The sequence below is a fragment of the Paraburkholderia sp. GAS206C genome, assembly GCF_050435645.1.
GTDB classification, from domain to species: domain Bacteria; phylum Pseudomonadota; class Gammaproteobacteria; order Burkholderiales; family Burkholderiaceae; genus Paraburkholderia; species Paraburkholderia phenazinium_B.
Genome location: NZ_JBNDKR010000006.1, coordinates 538565 through 557474 on the forward strand (window position 1 = coordinate 538565; position 18910 = coordinate 557474).

Sequence of the window (18910 nt, forward strand, 5' to 3'; positions counted from 1 at the left end):
ATGCCCCGCCCGACTGGTAAGAAATTCGACAAGCGTCGTCAGCAACAAAATCCGCTCTTCAAGCGCAAGAAGTTCTGCCGTTTCACGGCAGCTGGTGTCGATCAGATCGACTACAAAGACATCGAAACGCTGAAGGACTTCATCGGCGAAAACGGCAAGATCACGCCGGCGCGTCTCACGGGTACGAAGTCGCACTATCAACGCCAGCTGGATACGGCAATCAAGCGCGCGCGTTTCCTCGCGCTCGTGCCGTACACCGACCAGCACAAGGCCTAACCCGACGACGCGACAAGGAGCATCGGAATGCAAGTTATTCTTCTGGAAAAAGTCGTCAACCTGGGCAACCTGGGCGACATCGTCAAGGTGAAGGACGGTTACGCACGTAACTTCCTGATCCCGAACAAGCACGCACGCCGCGCAACGAAGGATGCAATCGCTGAATTCGAAGTCCGCCGCACAGAACTGGAAAAGGTTGCGGCTGAAAAGCTGGCAGCTGCTCAAGCTCAAGGCGAAAAGCTGGCAGGCTCGACGGTTCAGATCGCTCAGAAGGCTGGCGTCGACGGCCGTCTGTTCGGTTCGGTGACGAACGCCGACATCGCTGAAGCCCTGGTCAAGCAAGGCTTCGCAGTGGAAAAGGCGCAGGTGCGTCTGCCGGAAGGCCCGCTGAAGCTGGTCGGCGACCACGCAGTGCAAATCTCGCTGCACACCGACGTTCTCGTCGATGTGACGGTGTCGGTGCTGGGCGAACACGTCTAAGCTGACCGCGTCTAAGCCGACCGCGTCTAAGCTGACCGCGTAAGCATCGAAGCAATATTTGCCGGGTAGTCTCACCGGTGAAAGGCAGGGGCCGGGTGACCGGCCCCTGCCTTTTTTGTTGGCAGGTTTTGGCCTGGAAAGGCATATGTTTTAGCTTTCCCTTCGCGCTCATTTACCCCGATAATTCCATCCCATGAACGCACCGTCCAAAGATCCCCAGATCGAGTCGCTAAAAGTCCCGCCGCATTCGATTGAGGCCGAGCAATCGGTGCTGGGCGGCCTGCTGCTCGACAACGCCGCATGGGACCGCATCGCCGATTTTCTGTCGCAAAGCGACTTCTACCGGTATGACCACCGCATCATCTTCGAACACATCGGCAAGCTGATCGCGGCGACGCGTCCGGCCGACGTGATCACGGTCTATGAAGCGCTGGGCACCTCGGGCAAGGCGGAGGAGGTGGGCGGCCTTGCGTATCTGAATGCGCTGGCGCAGAACACGCCGAGCGCGGCGAATATCCGGCGTTATGCAGAAATCGTGCGCGATCGCGCGGTGCTGCGCCGGCTGGTATCGGTCGCGGACGAAATCTCCGCAGACGCGTTCAATCCGCAGGGCAAAGAAGTCCGCCAACTGCTGGACGAGGCCGAATCGAAGGTGTTTTCGATCGCCGAAGACGGCGCGCGCGGCACGCAGGGCTTCCTGGAAATCGGGCCTCTGCTCACGCAGGTGGTCGAGCGGATCGACACGCTGTATCACACCGCCAATCCGAGCGATGTGACAGGCACGCCGACGGGTTTCGTCGACCTCGACCGGATGACCTCGGGCATGCACGGCGGCGAGCTGATCATCGTCGCGGGGCGGCCATCGATGGGTAAAACAGCGTTCTCGATGAATGTGGGCGAGTACGTGGCAGTGGAGTACGGCTTGCCGGTGGCGGTGTTCTCAATGGAAATGCCGGGCACCCAGCTCACCATGCGTATGCTCGGCTCGGTTGGCCGGCTCGATCAGCATCGGATGCGTACGGGCCGTCTCACCGACGAGGATTGGCCGAAGCTGACGCACGCGGTGCAGAAGATGAGCGAAGCGCAAATCTTCATCGACGAAACCGGCGGTCTGAACCCGATGGAACTGCGATCGCGCGCGCGCCGGTTGTCGCGGCAGTGCGGCAAGCTGGGTCTGATCATCATCGACTATTTGCAGCTGATGAGCGGCTCGTCGTCCGGTGAAAACCGCGCGACAGAAATTTCGGAAATTTCCCGTTCGCTGAAGAGTCTTGCCAAAGAACTCGACGTGCCGGTAATTGCCCTGTCGCAGTTGAATCGGGGCCTGGAACAGCGTCCGAACAAGCGTCCAATCATGTCGGATTTGCGGGAATCGGGCGCTATCGAGCAGGATGCCGACGTCATCCTGTTCATCTACCGCGACGAAGTTTACAACCCGGATAGTCCGGACAAGGGCACGGCGGAAATTATCATCGGCAAACAGCGTAACGGCCCGATCGGTCCAGTTCGCCTCACGTTTCATGGCCAATACACGAAGTTCGATAATTTTGCGGGTGCGCAAAACTTCTACGCGGAGTAAGGAGCAACCTGCCGCGGCGGCTTTAGCGGCATTTTCGAGAGTGCGACCCCATCCCGGGGACGGTACAATATTGCGGTTTTATGTCAGTCGCAATGTGACCAATTCCCGGGATTCCAATGTTCGGTCGATTCATGCCCACCGAGGGCAAAATATGCTGTCCGACGCCGTTCGGGGAGATTCGCGGTGGGTTAGGTAAGACATTGATAATTAAGAAGTTTGTTCTATTTAGTTCGAATTCGTCCGGCAGTGACTTTCCGTATAAAATCCGTATACGGAACTTAGTCGGGGTTTTGCACGATGAAAATAAGCATTCAGACGAAAACGGCGCGCGCCAAACTTGCGCCGCGCCGTGAGCCGTATTGGGAGCGCATAAGCACGGGTGTTCACGTCGGGTACCGTAAGTTGGAATCGGGGGCGGGCACTTGGATCGGACGTCGCATGAGCGAGGGTGGCAAATACCAGTTCAGCTCGTTCGGTGATGCACTCTGCGAATACAACGAGGCGCGCAAAGGGGTTGAGCGGTGGGCGGATGAGTTGGCGGCGGGTGTGCACCATGACAGGAAAACGATCGCCGATGTGTGTCGCCTATATGTCGAGAATCGGCGTATGGAGAAGGGTGAAGCGACCGCTCACGACGCCGAGGGCAGATTTAAGCGATTGGTCTATGAGAAGCCCATCGGAATGGTCAACATCGCAAGGCTGCGCCCTCTGGATGTCGAACGGTGGCGCAATGCACAATTAGATGATGCTTCCCCCGATGATGAGGAAAGCTACAAGCGCGCCAAGGATTCCATAAACCGCAACCTCAAGTCGTTGAAAGCGGCGTTGAACTATGCCAAGGCGCGACTCAAACTTGTTTCGAGCGACGCGGGTTGGAAGGAGGTCAATCAATTCCCTGATGTTGGTACCCGCCGCAAAGGCTGGTTGACGGCTGAGCAACGTACTTGTTTACTTCAGGCGATGCCTGGCGATTTGCGCACGCTCGCGATTGCATTGCTGCACATTGGAGCGCGGCCGGGCGAAGTTGCGAGCGCCAATGTGGCCGACTTCGACCGTAGTGCGGGGGTCTTGATGCTCAACGGCAAGACGGGCAGTCGCAAGGTGCCGCTGTCGGACAGGGCGTGCGAATTCTTCGCGATGCAGGCCAAAGATAAGATTGCCAATGCGCCGTTGTTGACTACAGCAGAGGCGCAGCGTTGGACTGCTGCCGTCTGGGGGAAGGTATTCCGGGAGGCTCGGGAAGTTGCCGGTTTGCAGGACGCAGTTTTGTATTGTATGCGACACACTTACATCAGCGAGGCAATTGCACAGGGCATTGACGTTTACACGGTGGCCGAGCTGACGGGCACGAGTGTCGCGATCATCCAATCGAATTATGGAGCATTCACCGACAATATCGTTGAACGGCTCAATCGCATTTCGGTGATAGGCGAAACTGTATCTGCCTAAGATATGGTAGTGGGCGAGCTTGGTTGATCCGGAAAATCTCGGCGGGAAGATGCAACCTGTGAAGCCGAACACACCTGTTCAGCCAACGCCACCACCACAACCGAGTGGTACGCCGAACAAGGCGAAGTAAAAGGACACCTTCGGATTATTCTTCGAGGCTCGAGGTCGAGAGATGGAGGGCTGCGTGCCGGACCGATGCGCCGTCCCTGAACAACCACACCTCAACTCAGACGACGGCGATCTATCCGCGCCTATGGATGGCACCAGCAAGAGACTCGATGGAGACACAACTGCGATGCGTCAAGGTGCCGGATTTGTGAGCTCGCTGGACCACGGTTCTGATTCCAGCGCAACTGAGCGCTTTGAATAGCGCAGCCTTCAGGGTAAAGTCCCATACGGTACTGTTGGTAGTTCAATGGTTCAGTCAACCGATGCTCGGACGAATAAGCCTCATTTCGTTGCAGACATGGCAGATGACTTCTTCCCTGCGCTTGGTGGGAGAACCTTCGAGCAGAGCTTGCAGCTTGTAAAAATAAAAGCGTTTCGGGGATTTTCCAATGAACGAGTTGTTTAGCCTCGCTGTCGGTCAACAAGATAGTTTGCTCCCCGATGCCGATTTCACGCGAGGAATGAGGGCTATTGGGGATTCCTTGCAGCAACATGGGGCCGAGTTAGCGCATCTATGGGACAACAAAGGCGATCCGGAATTCGTTAAAATCGCCCCGACGTGTGCCCGCCTTATGTTGGAGCAAAGTCTTGCGACCACACTCGCAAGATTGGACCCTATCAGATTCATATCGATCGTCAAGGGATCATCGAGTCCAGATTTTTTGATCGGAAGCAAAAATGCATCTTCATTTTATTGGTCGAAAGATGTGCTTCCTGATGTTAAGCCTACTGCGGCGGGACTCTGGTCTCAGGAGACCCTGAGCAAAACTCTTCATCGTGCGATGCTCGACGGACATTTGGCCGACTACCTATTTGGCTCGGCACATGTCAAAGCCATTGAAGGTCTAACGGACAAAACCGCGGGGGATGCCGAGTTGCCTCAATGGATAATCTCGCTTTTAAAATACGAAAGCGGCACACACGTCCTTTCAACCTTGCGGAAAAAAGCTGGAGAATCATTTTCTAGCTTATCAAAGGGTATTCACTTTGAGTTCTTCAAAGGGAATACAACCGGATTGTCCGTGGAGGAAATAACGGCTGCCGTTTCGGGAGCTATAGCAGTGGCTGCTACCACAGGGCTATATTCACATTTTACTGATATCGCCTTGAGAAGAATTTCGCAGGAAAATGCGATTTCACATTTTCTATTTTTGGTTAAAAAATTCGACTGTCAATAGACGTTGGGCACGGGACGCACTTTCATGGATGATCAACTTCTTGTCTTGGCTGCCGAAGATTGCCCGCCCGGGGACTTCGATAAGCTGCATGTATTCCTAGCGCATGAGGAGCGAGTCATTCGAGCTCTGAGTGCGCATGGACCGGTCCTCGTCAAGGGGGGGCGAGGGAGCGGAAAGAGCGCCTTGATGATCGAAGCCAGTAGACGACTACAATCTCCGGAGTCTGGCGCGATCGCGATCTATTTGAGCCTGCGACACGTGCCGCTGCTCAGAAGTAGCGGACAGGAGTATGAAAAGCTGCTTTGTCATCTTTTGGCCCGCGAGGTTGCTAGGACGCTTGCGCAGTACGGGCTATCAGCATCGCTGTTTCCATCCATCGGCGACGTAAGTACCCTGCAGCATGAACTTCGGACATTATCTGATCGTGTCGGAAAGCGAATAGTTCTTTTGTTTGATGACGTTGCACATATAGGGCGAGAAGCCTCGTTGGAGGAGTTTTTCGGAATATTTAGGACGATTTCTAACAATCAAATTTCCTGTAAAGCATCTATTTATCCAGGAGTTACTCGGTTTGGAATTCGTTTCGATGTGTATAACGATGCGACGGTCTTCGATTTAGCTCGTGATGAACGGGGGGCGGGTTACGAAGAATTCTTCGACCGAGTTTTGCACGCCCGTTTTCCCGATTTGCACAGCAGGTTAGGGGCGCGACGGGCTCTAGGAGCAAAAGCGACGGCGAGCTTTCTAGGAAGGACCGTCGTCGGGAACATGCGCGGTTTCGTTATCGCTTGCGGCAAGCTAGACGCTGTCGACGGGGCTGGTTTGCCCGCTTTGGAAGCTGTGCTCAAGGAACTTGCATCGGATTACTACTGGCCACTGCTTGAGGAGCTTGAACCTAAGCTAGGCATATATCAGCCACTCGTCGAGACGTCCCGCCAGTTGGCTGAGACGATTTTTCGGCATGCCGCCGGGCAAAATAAGTCGACCACGGTCATCGTGCATCGAGATATTGTCCAGCGACTATCGAAGGTTTTTGAAATTTTGGAGTATGCCGGCTTTCTTTCGAAGCGCGAGGCAAGCCGCGCGATGCGCTCGGGTGGGCGCGGGCCGCGCTTTTCGCTCAATTTGGCTAATTTGTTGGAATTTATTCAATCATCGCGTTTAACTCGAGAGTTGTTTCAGGAATGGCAAAATCCAAATCCCGAGCAACCCTCGGATATTCACGCATCGAGCGGCATCATAGAAATTGAGCAGCCTGCACCTTTGTTAGATGGAAAACTCCAGATTTTGGACCTTCCTATCGACACACTCGAGAAATCCAATGTGTATCCGTATGGGTTAACAGAAGGCAGAATTCAAGAATTGAAGAAAGAGGGTTTCATATCAATTGGACAGCTGGCCGAGGCGTCTGATTCGGAACTGCTTCAGGTTGACACGATCGGTGACAAATGGTTGGAGCGGATTCGAAGTGTGGTGGGACAGGCTGTTTGGATGTAAATCTTCGCGTCGATCGGTCCACAGCATCGGCGAAGTGTTGCCTGAGACCGAGGTAAAAATATGTGTGGGTCATTGCCGTATTGAAGCTGGGCGACCGCTGGGGATGCGTAGGAGGGTGCTTTGGGCACCATCGGCAGCGCGTCTCCGCCGGTCATTTGCTCGCCAAACAGCGGCTCAGTGCGCGCACCTGTGATCACATAGACTGCGTCAGTCTCGGTGTCGATGTTGAGCTCGAATATACTTCCGCATTGATTTGCGTGGTTGGCTACCAGTTAAGATTGCATGTCCTCGGCGCACGCCCGCTTGACCGTAGCTGTGCCGACGCCGAACTCCTCGGCAGTCACGCGGATACTCGCGCCGCGTTCCGCCCGCCATGCCTTGATTGCAGCGTAATCATGGGATCGCACGCGTCCCTTGTATTTTCCTTCCGCTTTCGCAATCGCCACGCCGCGACGCTGCATTTCTGCCCGGTTGCGGTAGTCCGCTTCGCCCTGCGCGGCCATGAAGGCCAGCACAGCATCTCGCGTTGCTTTCTCGATGGGGTCTTTGGCCTTGCCGTCGAACACCATCCCGTTGAGCGTGCATTCGACGCGAACACCGAGGTCCATCAGTCGGCGCATGGTCCGGTGTAGCTCGTCGTAGCGGCGGCTGATGCGGTCGAGCCAGCGCACGATGAGAACGCCGCCGTGCCGCAGATCATGCTCGGCTTTGCACCACTGCTCCCGCGCGTCGGGCGCGACGTGGTAGCCGCTCACGCCCTCATCAATGAAAACGTCCTTATCCTGCACACCGTGGGCTTTGGCGTCGTCGTACTGGCTTACTGAGGACTGTCCGTCCGTGGTCGAAATCCGCCCGTAGTAGAGCTTGCGCATAGTGTCGTGGATCATTTGAGTATATGGATCAATTATAACATGGATCAATTTGACGGTTGACCCTATTGATCCAATTGCCAGCCCGTTGGCCGCTGGCTCAGTACGGTGTACCCTATTAAGCCAATGATGTGCCACCCGCCGCTCAGCTTTCCTCCTCCAAAGCGCTGTTCCGGGATCTTCCGCGCGCCGTACGCGCTCAGCGCTCTTGACTTGACAACGGTATGCAGCTGTGACTACTCTGCGTGAACCGCGCGGCATGAAAATTGCGCGCGGCGTGCCCCGCGAGCATCAGAACCAGAACCGGCGGGGCGACAAACGAAAAAACTGAGAGACGCGGAGTAATGATGGCCGACAGCTATGAGATTGATTTCTTGCCCGTAGAGACGGACAAGAGCGGAGATGCACTCGCTATTCGCTATACCGTTAACGGTGTGACCGGGGTTCACGTGGTCGATGGCGGCTACCTGGATACCGGTGATGCGCTCGTAGATCACCTCAGCACGTTCTACGGGGTTACACATGTTGATCACGTCGTCTTGACACACCCCGACCAAGACCACGCGAACGGTCTACGTAAAGTTTTGGAAAACTGTTCGGTCGGTACCCTGTGGATCAATCGCCCTTGGTTGTACGCTGATGAGATCATTGGCCGCTTCGAAAATTACGAGTCCGTCAATGCGCTGAAGAGCAAACTACGTTCCATTTATTCCGCAACGGCTGCTCTCGAAGACTTGGCTCTGGAAAAAGGCATCCCGATTAAGAGCCCTTTGCAAGGCGCTACGATCGGGCCGTTTCACGTTCTCGCCCCTTCGCCTTCCCGGTACAAAGACCTCATAGTCGATTCCGACAAAACACCCGAAGCCGTGGAGGACAACGCAATCTCGCTCTCCTCGATCCTAGATGAACTTAAGAAGGTCGTTAAGTCCGCCACAAACTTCGTGAAATCGGTTTGGGGCGCGGAAGCCTTCCCGACAAGTGGAACTAGCAGTGAAAACGAGATGAGTGTTGTTCAATACGCGCTCATTAATAATCGCCGAATTCTATTGACCGGCGATGCTGGCCGCGCAGCCCTAGCCGAAGCAGCAGACTACGCCCCAATGGTCGGATTAGCCCTACCGGGCATCCAGGAATTTCAGGTTCCCCACCATGGTGGCCGACACAATGTCGATACACCAATCCTCAATCGGTGGCTCGGTGCCCCACTAGCGAATGCGCCCGCTTCGACGACTTGGAACGCGGTTTGTAGCTCGGCAAAAGCAGACGAACATCATCCTCGAAAAGTAGTGATCCGCGCGATGATCCATCGCGGCGCTTGGTTCGGTGCTACGGAGGGCCGTCAGATTTGTGTGTCAAGCGGCATCACTCGCTCCGGCTGGACGCCCCTTGCGCAATCGGAATATCCGGATGAGCAAGAGGAGTTATGAGCAATGGCAATCCAAGCCTTCTTGGAACTGGTCAAGGATCCGTATCAGCAAAAAGCGCGAGTCTTTCCAGGTTTGCTCACAGCCCTCCCATTATTAGTGCCACTCCTTTGGATCCTCGGCCCAAAAGATCCGATCTTGACGGCGCTCGTTACCTTGGTGACCTCCTGCGGAGCAATTTACGGACTGGCGAGCGTCGCGAGAGGGCTGGGCAAACGACTAGAAGAAAAGCTATTGAGAAAATGGGGCGGCCTGCCGACAACGATCATCCTTCGCCACAGCGATGACTATCTTGATAGCTATACCAAGAATCGGTATCGGGCAGCAATTGAATCAAAGCTGGGGGTAAGACTGCCGACAGCAGAAGAAGAAAGTAGCGATTCAATTTCGGCTGATCGCGTTTATACGGGGGTCGCACGCCACATACGAGAACTCACGCGAGGAAAGGAACACGCGCTTTTGCTTAAGGAAAATATCGCCTACGGCTTTCACCGCAACATGCTCGGCATAAAGCCGCTCGGTCTGGCTACGAGTGTTCTCGGAATGCTATTTGGAATATTCCGATGCGGCGTGGCTCAACTCCCCCCGCTTCAGTTCCGTCCTGAGAAAATTCTGAACCCGGGGGCGGCAGGAGGCATAACAACCTTCGTTTCGTTGGCGATTTTTGCATCCTGGCTATATTTCACACAGGGCCACGTGAAACGCATCGCGTACACCTACGCCGAGCGGCTCTTTGAAGCACTTCCCGCCGTCAAGCAACAGAGGCATCGCGCCAGAGCAGTTCAGGCACACAAAGCCGACGCGGACGAGCCCGCTGCGCCCGATGTTTGAGTTGGCAATAGCCGCCGCGTGATCGCTCAGATCATTCCCGCCACGCTCGAAAGCGTGGGCAACGCTACGGCCTAGCGCGCGTACCACTGTCGGCTCGACCATAAAATTCCGTTCAATAATTTGAGAGTACTCGAAACCAAGATTCATACGACGTAAGCTTGCTCCCTCGTGTTGCCGACTCAACAACTGGATCGATGATACGTCTCCGGGCGGCAACGTGATCGTAGAGCTCGGGGCTGACGCCGCGCGCGATGTCACTGTCTTGCTGCAAGTGGGTGCCCTTTCTTGGTTGCGCAAGCGGTGGCCGCCGACTCGGAGACACAATGGTCGACAAGTGACGTAGCACGAGTGATTTCGGGATCCGGTCATTGTGCCCGGGACCGCACGTCGTCCGCGTTGGTATCATTGGCGGGTATCGCAAGACGCAACATCTATCGAGCACCGATTATGTCAGAAGAACTCGGACTAAAAACTATCAGGCAAGTTGATTCGAACGCGTCCGTTATCTTCGTTCACGGCGTGCTTTCGACCAGCAAAAACGGGTGGACCAGTGAAGCGGGCATATTCTGGCCAGAGCTACTCAGGATCGACCCAACCCTGAAAAACATCAGCATTTTCACTTTCGAATACCAGACTGATTTCTGGAGTAAAGACTATTCTATCGACGATGCTGCGGACGCGCTGAAAGAATCGCTGAAATTGCAGTCATCGAAGCATTTCGAATCGATCACATTTGTTTGTCACAGTATGGGCGGCATTGTGGCCCGTCGCGCCATCGTGAGCGCGAGAGATTGGTTTGCGGGCAAAAGCATAGGCCTGTTTTTGGTTGCTTCACCATCGCTCGGATCCTCGTACGCCGATTTTTTCGCACCACTGGCCACGTTGTTCAAGCACTCGCAAGCGGAGGGCCTCAGGACCGTTGAAAAGAATGCCTGGTTGAAAGGTCTCGACAAGGATTTTTACGACCTGAAGGAAAGCAGACTCCTGAAGATAAAGGGTAAAGAATTGATCGAGGACAAGCTGCTGGAATCTCGGAAATGGGTCAACTTCCGTCAGGTTGTAACCCGTTTCAGTGCTCACCGCTATTTTGGTGAGGCGTTCAAGGTGCCAGGGTCCGACCATATAACTATCGCCAAGCCGCGCAGCGGAGACAGCATTCAACACCGCTTGCTGCGACAGTTTCTCATTGATATGACCGCGATTGCTCCGAAAGATCCAGAGGTAGCGCTCAGCGCCGAACTTGCGGAAGCCCGAAGGCAACTGGAGACATTCCGCGATCTGCCGAACCGCATTCGAGGCATTCTTTCAACAGAAGGCCACTCGTATCGGGAATTGGAGAAGCAAATTTTTGGTTCGAATGCCAGCAGCGAGCAGATTGCAGCTTTGCAAACGGCTTTGGGACGGCTGACGGACGAAGACGCAGTCTCGCGGAGCAACTCGTTCCCGGACCGCTACATTCTTGGTCATAGGAAAGGAGCGAGTGGCCATCCTAGCCCGTCCGTCTTGTTTGAGACGATGGACAGTAACGAATGGTTCGGCAGGATCGTGGGGCGCTTGAAGTTTTGCGGCTATGCGCGAATCTACTTGCACTCCTTTGATCACCCGGATGATTTTCGTGCGGAACATCGAGAGCAGTTATTGAACATAATCACGACATTAAAGGATCGCATTGAGGCGGGCTCCGATATTAAGATAATTTCGTACGCTTCCAGCAACAAAAAATCTGGCGTCGACTGGCTCAAAAACGAGCTTACCAACAAGAGCCGGCTTGATGCTTCGATTCATATTCGACAGACACAGAAGGTCTCAAATTCCAGTTCGATATATTTGTTTGATGAGCAGACGATAATATTTAACATCAAGGGTCATGACCAGCGAACCTATCACTCACAAAAATATCCGAGTTCTATTTTGCACGAGTTAGTAAAACTGGGTCTGGAACAGCTTTTCGAGGAAAAACCATGAGTAGCTATCTGATCAATTTTTCGGGGCATACCCTCTCCGCAGAAGCTCTGGAGATTTTCAGGGATTCGTTCGAGGGGATTGTCGAAGCGCATTGGCCAGAATTCGACTTCGAGCAGGCCCTTGACGATCAGATCCGGATAGTATTGGATGATCTGGACGTCACTTTGAACGGGAGTGTTTCCATCACGATCATCCCGCCCGGACAATCAACACTCGCGATTTTGTTAGCCAGTTTTTTGCACGGAATGCTCGGTCATTTTCCGAAGCTCTGCTATCTGGAGCTGTCAGAAGATGGACTATATCTTCCCAAATTTGAGTACAGCATTAACACTCAGGCGATGCGGACTTCGGGGCGCAGATTCCGGACAGCGCGACCAAACAAGCTTTCATAGACGTTGTTGAGCTATGTCCGCGATCCGTAGCGTCGAGAAGCCATCAGCTGATTTCTCGCCATCGAGGGACCGCAGGTAGTTGAAGGTCCGACTGGCATAGTTGGTCGGACAGAGGCCACCGATTGAAAGACAATTCCAAGCGATCATGATCGACGATCTAGCCAAACTACCAGATTATCCTGCTCTCCAGCAATTTGCTCGTGCGCTATGGCGGAATGGATCCATTCGAGGCGCCGCGCTTTTGGTCGGCGCCGGATTTTCCAAGAATGCGATCCGCCCTGGCGTGGATACACCCGCACCGCCGCTTTGGTTCGATCTCGCCCGCGATCTAGTCGATCAACTCTATTCCGGCGCAACACGGCAGGCTCCGACAAATCCGCTAAGGATCGCCGAGGAATATAGAACGTATTTCGGACAAGCCGCCATGGATGACTTCATCCGTACGCGATTTCCAGATCGCGCATGGTTACCCGGCCGACTGCACGCCGACCTCTTGGAATTTCCTTGGTCCGATATTCTGACGACCAACTGGGACACTCTTCTTGAGAGGGCGGCGGAAGGTTCGGTAGACGCAACATATGATGTTGTCCGTTCAGAAGCAGACCTCCCGCACGCAAGATCGCCACGCATTGTTAAGCTACACGGATCAATAGGAGATGTTGGGCCGCTGATATTTGCTGAGGAGGACTATCGGACCTATCCCGCCAAGCACGCGGCTCTTGTTAATCTTGCACGGCAGATATTTATCGAGAACGAACTGTGTCTCTTGGGTTTTTCCGGCGATGATCCGAATTTTCTGCAATGGGCCGGTTGGGTCCGCGATCAACTAGGGGGGAGTGCTCGCCGAATCTACCTCGTAGGGAATCTTGACTTGCCACCCGCGAGACGGAAGTTCCTCGAGTTCCACAATATTGCGCCGATCGACTTTGCACCCATCGTCGGCAGTGTTTCTCCGGCGGAAAGACATGAGACCGCGACGCGTCTTTTCTTTGACGCACTCACGGCGGCAAAACCCATTCCACTGCATGAATGGCCGTTGACACCATCCAGCCTCTATCCCCTCCGTAGCTCGGGAACCGGTGTGTTTCAGCGTGTTCACAAAGACGACGCTTTCGCAGCCGAGTTGCTCGACAAAACGGCGGCGCTGTTGAAAGCCGACCGGGAGCGGTATCCTGGGTGGTTCGTCTGTCCACGACGGTTTCGCCAAAGCCTTCAATATGGCGGTGACGAGGCTTGGCTTTTGCGTTCACCAGTGCTCGCGCTTTTCGACTATCCGCGACGAGTAGAAATCCTTTATGAACTTCTATGGCGTCGCACGACGGGCTTCCATCCACTACCCGAGCAACTGGTCCATGCCATCACACAGCTCCTCGAAGTAGCAGGGACTGAATTTGAATCCAATCTTCGCTGCTATTTTGCGGTTGCGCTGATGCGGGCCGCCAGACTCTCCAACGACGACGTTGCTTTGGACAGGTGGGGAAAATTTGTTGAGGCCAGTACTTTAACTGATGAAGCCATCAGAATGGAAGCTCAATACCAGAGATGTTTGCGTGCCAGAGATCGGTTGGACCTCCATGCGCTATCAACGGGCTTAGCTGCGCTTGATTCGGGCGATCCGATCTGGCGGATACGTCGCGCTGCCCTACATGCCGAAATCGGGCACTACGTTGAAGCGACGAAGCTAATCAAGGATGCGACCGTCGATCTGGATAAGCGACATAGGCTAGATCGCTTTTCCCTCTGGATTAAAGCCCGACTCGGATGGGCTGCCTGGTTGAGCCATGGGGTGGATGCAGCGAATGTCAAACGGCGATTCGACGCGACACGACCACGAGAATTCAAAGAACTTCTGATTGATCCATTGAAAGAAATCGAGCACATTGAAAATCACGCGCAAGGAATTGAAGCCAAGCAGCGTAAAAACGACGTGGAGGTCCTTCCGTTGTTCGAACCGGGACACTATCGAGACTCGTCAGGAGAGGGTCGGGGAGGCGCGCTTTACGTACTCTACGAGCTCGACCAGTTGATTGAGGTAGCGGGGCTGCCAATACGTATTAACAATGTCGGAATTTGTAGTGAAGCTGTAGTCAGCAGTGTTAATGTAGCCTATCAGCAGACCGTTGGTTGGTATGTTTGGTTGCTTCGTGCGCTACACAGCCATCGCGACGAGTCTTTCGACCGGTACTTCGGGCGGGTTGCGATTGCACAGCTGTCATCTGCGGTGAGCGATGCACTTATTTTGGTCGTAAATCAGGCGATTTCCTACTGGCTTGACCTCATAAAAGTGTCGCAAAGCCCTGAGCATCGAGACGACCTGATGCATGCTGGGGATCAACTAAGACTACACTTGACCGCTCTGTCGCGTCTGACAGTCCGAATGTCGGAGGACGAGGCTCAACGTGCATTCGAACGCGCGCTTGAACTCGCGACGGATTCGCTCATTTGGCACCATTGGTTGCTCGAGGCACTGGGCGAGCTTGCAAATTACGCGCTGGCAGCACTCTCAAAGAAACGACAGGGTAAGCTGGCACTCGTTTCAATGGAGTACCCGCTCTCTGACGAGAAGAAGGTTGAGAAACGTTTCTGGCCATCGATTGTCGAAGCCACATGGGAGTCGATACCAGACAGATCGCAAGATGATGGGCGATGGAAGCATCGTGTCAATCAACTCATACAAGCAGCACAAAAAGGCCAGCCTGCACGAGAAGAGGCAGTTTTGCGTCTTGCTTACCTTGCGATTCGCAAAGTGCTAACGGCCGAGGAGGAATCTGCCTTTGGAGACTCGTTATGGTCCGAAACAGATGAGCAGGAGAATGCACTTCCTTCTACAACCAATTTGCTCTTCAGTACGATCGCTCAACTACCGTCCCCCGATGGTATTGACGCAATATCCCGTGTACGAGCGAGAGTGTTCGGTGTCGACCTGCAAGCCATTCTTGCTTTACCAGAGCCACTGGACTCCCGCGTCCTCGCAGACAAACAGTCTCACCTAATATCGCTGCTACATGCCAAACAAATTGGTTTGACATTGGGTGAAGATCAGGCAGTTCGGCTCTTTGACCAGATGGTAAGTTGGACACCCATGAAAGCCGATGCCGACGACCCGTTCGGGACGTCTATGGTCACCGATTTCACAGATAGTGTGCTAAGCCATATCGGCGTCATCCTGATGGACGCTGTTATACCAGATATGAACGATTCCAGTCGAACCGAGCACAGGGCACGCGCGCTTTTGGCGTTTATATCTGGTACGAAAGCGTGGCACGGTCTCGCCGGCCTCCCTTACTTTCTTGTGGCGACTCCCAGCATGATCGACGAAGTTGCAATGATGGTACGAAGGGGATTGGTGGGCACCGTGCATCAGCGCGTCAGCAACGCAACGGCGGCTCTCGTGCGTTGGGCAGCGCTTGTTAAGGATCGGGTATTGCCTGAACTTCCAAGCGCTCTCATCGAGCAATTGATTTCGACCATCGAGACGCGACACGAGCATGGACTGCACGCTCTCTTGGACGTGGCGCTTGTTTTGCTGAAAGACGGATTCATCAAGGACGCGCATCCAGTTCGGTTGATGAGAGCGATGGGTGACCTTTTGGTTGAAACAGAGTATGCCGATATTGATATAGCTAGCCGAAAGGCCGTGTCGGTTTCACTTACCCGTGTCGAGTGTGTGAAGCTAGCAATGGTGCTTCGAGAACTTGTAGACGATGATGGTACTCTCTGCGAATGGATCAACGCAGCGAAATGTGATCCTCTGCCCGAGGTTCGCTTTAGCGTGAACCACATTTAAGTGTGAACAGATGATGTCGTCCACGGGGTGTCCAGCATTTCGAATTCCTCGTGCGTTAGGCTCGGGAGGGTGGGGGATCGGGGCGACGTTTGCTCTCTAGTTGGGTATTCTTGAATCGAACAGATTGAAATGAGTCGAGAGAAAAGGACGGCTGATGTTTGAGTTCCTGAAGCGCCTGTTTAGCGGCAAGCGGAGACGGCTTAGATCATCGCAAACTTCTTCCTCTGCGCTATCTGATTTTTTGACGACTTCCGACCCACACGTGCACGACGTGGGTCAGACGAATTCGTCTTCCCATGGTGGCCACCATCCCTCGTCATCACATTCGTTCGACTCCTCATCCGACGGTGGTGGGCACGCCGGTTAGGCCAGGGCTGATAAAAGCAATGCGTCGCATCGCACCCGCATCAGCCGGTAGCGGCTTCTCTCAAGGACTAAGCGCATATGAAAACGAGAACTTCTGTGTCGGTCTTCGCAATCACAGGATGCGTTGTATTTGGCGTCGCAGGTCTCTATATTGCAGCAGGATTCGCCCCGGGACACACATCGCTTTTCTCCCGTACCGGTGGAGTAGTTTTGGCCGCATTTTTCACATGGGTCGCCAGCAGATACGTCCTCCAGCTTCGTCGCGGCGTGCGATTGTAGCGCCGCGAAAAATCTTGATCATCTGTTCGTATTCGACAGCCACCGGCCAACAGGAGACGTTCGACACGGGCGGCGGAATCGCTGACAATCTCGAATCACACGTCCTTCAATTTGCCGAACGCAGCAACCATGACAGAAGACACTAACGATATCTCGGTGCTCGTCCGTGAGTTTTGGACGCTCATGGGTTCAAACGACTTTGCATCCGTGCAGGCGGTGTTAGGTGAGCAATTTATCCTTGAATGGCCCCAGTCGAACGAACGCATCCGTGGTGCCGCGCGGTTCGCACAGATGAACTCGGAGTACCCTGCGCAGGGTCCGTGGCGCTTCGCAGTGAACAGAGTCGTGGCTAACACGGTTAGTGAAGCAGTATCCGATGTGACGGTTACCGATGGATCTATGACCGCGCGAGCCGTATCGTTTTTCTCAGTCGAAGCCGGCAAAATCACTCGCATCGTTGAATATTGGCCGGAGTCATATGCCGCCCCCGCCAATCGTGCGCATCTTGTCGAGCGCATCGAGTAGGTGACCGCGTATAGCCGGCGTTGTGCCGGTTAGACCACCGCCGCGAACCGGCCAACTGCGGACCTTCGACAAGATCGCGGGAATCCGCAACAATCTTTTCTAAACCGTCGTTAGACTTCCGCTGTTTCCATGTTTCAAAGGTTACATGCAATGCCACATCATGCGCTGTCGATTGTGACGCCCGCCGTCGATGACATATTGGAGGGAAGGAAGCTTGTAGAAATTCGCTCATGGGCTCCTCCTGCGCTCCCTCTAATTGACCTCGTACTGGTGCAAAACAGTGTTTTCTTGCGGCAGGACGGGCAGGAAGACCCTAAAGGCGTCGCTCTCGCATTGGTCGACGTCGTTGGGACGCATGATTGGACGCCAGAAGAGGCTCTTTCGCAAGGCAAGGAATGGTGTGCGGGCTATATTTGCTGGGAGTTGCGGAATGTGCGAACGATTGATCCGGCTGTTCAATGCGTCGCAAAGCGGGGGATTTATGCTTTGGAGTTAACCGCAACCCTAGAAGCATAGGTCCGTCGCCCGCTATCCAGAAAAATGACGTATCGCTTCGCACCGTGATTCCGTCGTCGGACGTGGTTCGGCCAAAACCGGACGTTCGACAGCCGTCCGTGATTCGTCGACAGTCGAGCCGTAGGGTGCAAGTAGGCCTTCTGTTGGAACACACCTAAAGATTTTGTGCGGCGTGCCGTAACCAAGTGATTTGGGACAATTATGTCGACGCCTAACGCAGTTGCGCCATCTTCATGGAAGTCGAAGGCAACTTTTCTGATCTCGATGGCCCTATCAGCCGTGCTCGCCGCAATCGGAACATACTATTCAACTATGTACGCGAACCTAGCTTCATCTGCGAGCGACCAAGCGACGCGGTATGTTGACTTCCAGATAGTGAAAGAAAACAACGTGACTGGGTTCTTTCAGATTCCAGGCGTTACGTTGTCGTACAAAGATGAGAAGGGGAACTCTCTTAAGGCTTTGAGCCTTGTCAAAGTCGAACTGCAGGATTTCAGCGCGCGCGATATCGCTAGTGTGGATCTTCAGATCGATGCGACAGCGCGAGATGACTCTCCGCCGGTGCTACAGACCTTTCGTATCGGAAATGGTCCTGCGGAGGATTTCGACGCCGAGAAGAATGTCACGCAGACTGTAAAGCATGGGACGCTTTCAATCTCCATTCCTCTGAAGAGCATCAACCGCACCGAAGCGTTCGCGCCTGCGCGAACGCTCCTTCTCTATTTCAAAGGGGCGTCGGCGCCCGATGTGGTGGTCTCAACGAATGCTGCCGGCATCTCCGCTAGGCCGTTCGCATATCAGCACTATCTGGATTCAGAAAACAGCCATCAGTCGTTCAGCCAGCGTTATGGATCGCAGATCGGCACGGTCGGCGTCACCGCACTATTTGCGCTTTGGTTTGGTTGGTCGATCTGGTTGATCCTCGCTGGTCGGAAGCGCGAAGTCGCAAATATGGTTCATGCAGTAGCAGTAGTTGAGAACGTGATCCAGGGGCTCCCATCCCAGCCGATTCCGCCAGGGCAACAGCATGACTTCGCGAAAAATTTGGTTTTCGAGATCTGGTGCGCGGCATACCACCAGGCATGGCGCATCAGCAGACTTCTCTCGGTCGCACCTGATCGATCGAAGCTTTGAAACAGCGACGGTGATTGGAAACGGGGAGGTCTGCTGGCTACGAAGTCGGAGTCATCCCTCTCATATAGCGGAAGAAGGTAAGCGCCCGGTGATCCCAGGGTGTTGATTTGCACGGAATCCTGACCCACCCCGCGCAGTAATTTGCATCGAATATTGACCCACGTAGAACACTGACCTGCTCGGCAACGAGCAGGG

Annotated in this window: 15 protein-coding genes; 14 read left to right on the top strand and 1 reads right to left on the bottom strand. The window is 54.3% G+C overall.

All coding sequences use genetic code 11. The features are described from left to right. From rpsR to P3T20_RS19685, 6 genes are all read left to right on the top strand, one after another. Positions 1 to 276 carry a 30S ribosomal protein S18 gene (gene rpsR / locus P3T20_RS19660; RefSeq protein WP_074264854.1) on the top strand — a complete coding sequence of 92 codons (276 nt, stop codon included), beginning with the start codon at positions 1 to 3 and terminating at the stop codon, positions 274 to 276. Between the two features lie 27 nt (positions 277 to 303). Next, positions 304 to 756, top strand: a complete 453-nt coding sequence (gene rplI, locus P3T20_RS19665; protein ID WP_074264853.1) for a 50S ribosomal protein L9 — start codon at positions 304 to 306, stop codon at positions 754 to 756. A gap of 193 nt (positions 757 to 949) precedes the next feature. Next, entirely contained in the window at positions 950 to 2335 is a 1386-nt protein-coding gene (locus P3T20_RS19670) for a replicative DNA helicase (protein ID WP_074264852.1), read from the top strand. A gap of 438 nt (positions 2336 to 2773) precedes the next feature. Continuing rightward, positions 2774 to 3784, top strand: a complete 1011-nt coding sequence (locus P3T20_RS19675; RefSeq protein WP_429287579.1) for a tyrosine-type recombinase/integrase — start codon at positions 2774 to 2776, stop codon at positions 3782 to 3784. Positions 3785 to 4341: 557 nt separating this feature from the next. Continuing rightward, the gene (locus P3T20_RS19680) at positions 4342 to 5130 is read left to right on the top strand and encodes a hypothetical protein (RefSeq protein WP_200569585.1); all 789 of its coding nucleotides are present in this window, start codon (positions 4342 to 4344) and stop codon (positions 5128 to 5130) included. Positions 5131 to 5154: 24 nt separating this feature from the next. Beyond that, entirely contained in the window at positions 5155 to 6627 is a 1473-nt protein-coding gene (locus P3T20_RS19685) for a hypothetical protein (RefSeq protein ID WP_200569582.1), read from the top strand. A gap of 272 nt (positions 6628 to 6899) precedes the next feature. Here P3T20_RS19685 and P3T20_RS19690 read toward each other — a convergent pair whose 3' ends face one another. Next, entirely contained in the window at positions 6900 to 7499 is a 600-nt protein-coding gene (locus P3T20_RS19690; protein WP_429287580.1) for a recombinase family protein, read from the bottom strand. A gap of 341 nt (positions 7500 to 7840) precedes the next feature. Between P3T20_RS19690 and P3T20_RS19695 the strand changes: the two genes are divergently transcribed. From P3T20_RS19695 to P3T20_RS19730, 8 genes are all read left to right on the top strand, one after another. After that, the gene (locus P3T20_RS19695) at positions 7841 to 8923 is read left to right on the top strand and encodes a competence protein ComEC (protein WP_429287581.1); all 1083 of its coding nucleotides are present in this window, start codon (positions 7841 to 7843) and stop codon (positions 8921 to 8923) included. 3 nt (positions 8924 to 8926) lie between these two features. Further along, positions 8927 to 9751, top strand: coding sequence for a hypothetical protein (locus tag P3T20_RS19700; protein ID WP_429287582.1), 825 nt, complete (start codon positions 8927 to 8929; stop codon positions 9749 to 9751). Positions 9752 to 10198: 447 nt separating this feature from the next. Continuing rightward, the gene (locus tag P3T20_RS19705) at positions 10199 to 11716 is read left to right on the top strand and encodes an esterase/lipase family protein (protein ID WP_429287583.1); all 1518 of its coding nucleotides are present in this window, start codon (positions 10199 to 10201) and stop codon (positions 11714 to 11716) included. After that, entirely contained in the window at positions 11713 to 12108 is a 396-nt protein-coding gene (gene csx15 / locus P3T20_RS19710; RefSeq protein WP_429287584.1) for a CRISPR-associated protein Csx15, read from the top strand. The genes P3T20_RS19705 and csx15 overlap by 4 nt, the downstream gene beginning before the upstream one ends. A gap of 100 nt (positions 12109 to 12208) precedes the next feature. Beyond that, entirely contained in the window at positions 12209 to 15895 is a 3687-nt protein-coding gene (locus P3T20_RS19715) for an SIR2 family protein (protein WP_429287585.1), read from the top strand. 774 nt (positions 15896 to 16669) lie between these two features. After that, a complete protein-coding gene (locus tag P3T20_RS19720) occupies positions 16670 to 17065 on the top strand; it encodes a nuclear transport factor 2 family protein (RefSeq protein WP_429287586.1) in 396 nt (131 codons plus the stop codon). Between the two features lie 150 nt (positions 17066 to 17215). Continuing rightward, positions 17216 to 17581 (top strand): ASCH domain-containing protein, encoded by a 366-nt coding sequence (locus P3T20_RS19725; RefSeq protein ID WP_429287587.1) that lies wholly within the window; start codon positions 17216 to 17218, stop codon positions 17579 to 17581. 375 nt (positions 17582 to 17956) lie between these two features. Continuing rightward, positions 17957 to 18715, top strand: a complete 759-nt coding sequence (locus P3T20_RS19730) for a hypothetical protein (RefSeq protein WP_429287588.1) — start codon at positions 17957 to 17959, stop codon at positions 18713 to 18715. Positions 18716 to 18910: the final 195 nt, after the last annotated feature.

What these genes read in the sequence shown, in the direction of transcription:
- P3T20_RS19725 (WP_429287587.1), top strand. Translation starts at nt 17,216, where the DNA reads ATGCCACATCATGCGCTGTCGATTGTGACGCCCGCCGTCGATGACATA.
- P3T20_RS19680 (WP_200569585.1), top strand. Translation starts at nt 4,342, where the DNA reads ATGAACGAGTTGTTTAGCCTCGCTGTCGGTCAACAAGATAGTTTGCTC.
- rpsR (WP_074264854.1), top strand. Translation starts at nt 1, where the DNA reads ATGCCCCGCCCGACTGGTAAGAAATTCGACAAGCGTCGTCAGCAACAA.
- P3T20_RS19705 (WP_429287583.1), top strand. Translation starts at nt 10,199, where the DNA reads ATGTCAGAAGAACTCGGACTAAAAACTATCAGGCAAGTTGATTCGAAC.
- P3T20_RS19670 (WP_074264852.1), top strand. Translation starts at nt 950, where the DNA reads ATGAACGCACCGTCCAAAGATCCCCAGATCGAGTCGCTAAAAGTCCCG.
- P3T20_RS19695 (WP_429287581.1), top strand. Translation starts at nt 7,841, where the DNA reads ATGATGGCCGACAGCTATGAGATTGATTTCTTGCCCGTAGAGACGGAC.
- P3T20_RS19720 (WP_429287586.1), top strand. Translation starts at nt 16,670, where the DNA reads ATGACAGAAGACACTAACGATATCTCGGTGCTCGTCCGTGAGTTTTGG.
- P3T20_RS19675 (WP_429287579.1), top strand. Translation starts at nt 2,774, where the DNA reads ATGAGCGAGGGTGGCAAATACCAGTTCAGCTCGTTCGGTGATGCACTC.
- P3T20_RS19700 (WP_429287582.1), top strand. Translation starts at nt 8,927, where the DNA reads ATGGCAATCCAAGCCTTCTTGGAACTGGTCAAGGATCCGTATCAGCAA.
- rplI (WP_074264853.1), top strand. Translation starts at nt 304, where the DNA reads ATGCAAGTTATTCTTCTGGAAAAAGTCGTCAACCTGGGCAACCTGGGC.
- P3T20_RS19690 (WP_429287580.1), bottom strand. Translation starts at nt 7,499, where the DNA reads ATGCGCAAGCTCTACTACGGGCGGATTTCGACCACGGACGGACAGTCC.
- P3T20_RS19685 (WP_200569582.1), top strand. Translation starts at nt 5,155, where the DNA reads ATGGATGATCAACTTCTTGTCTTGGCTGCCGAAGATTGCCCGCCCGGG.
- csx15 (WP_429287584.1), top strand. Translation starts at nt 11,713, where the DNA reads ATGAGTAGCTATCTGATCAATTTTTCGGGGCATACCCTCTCCGCAGAA.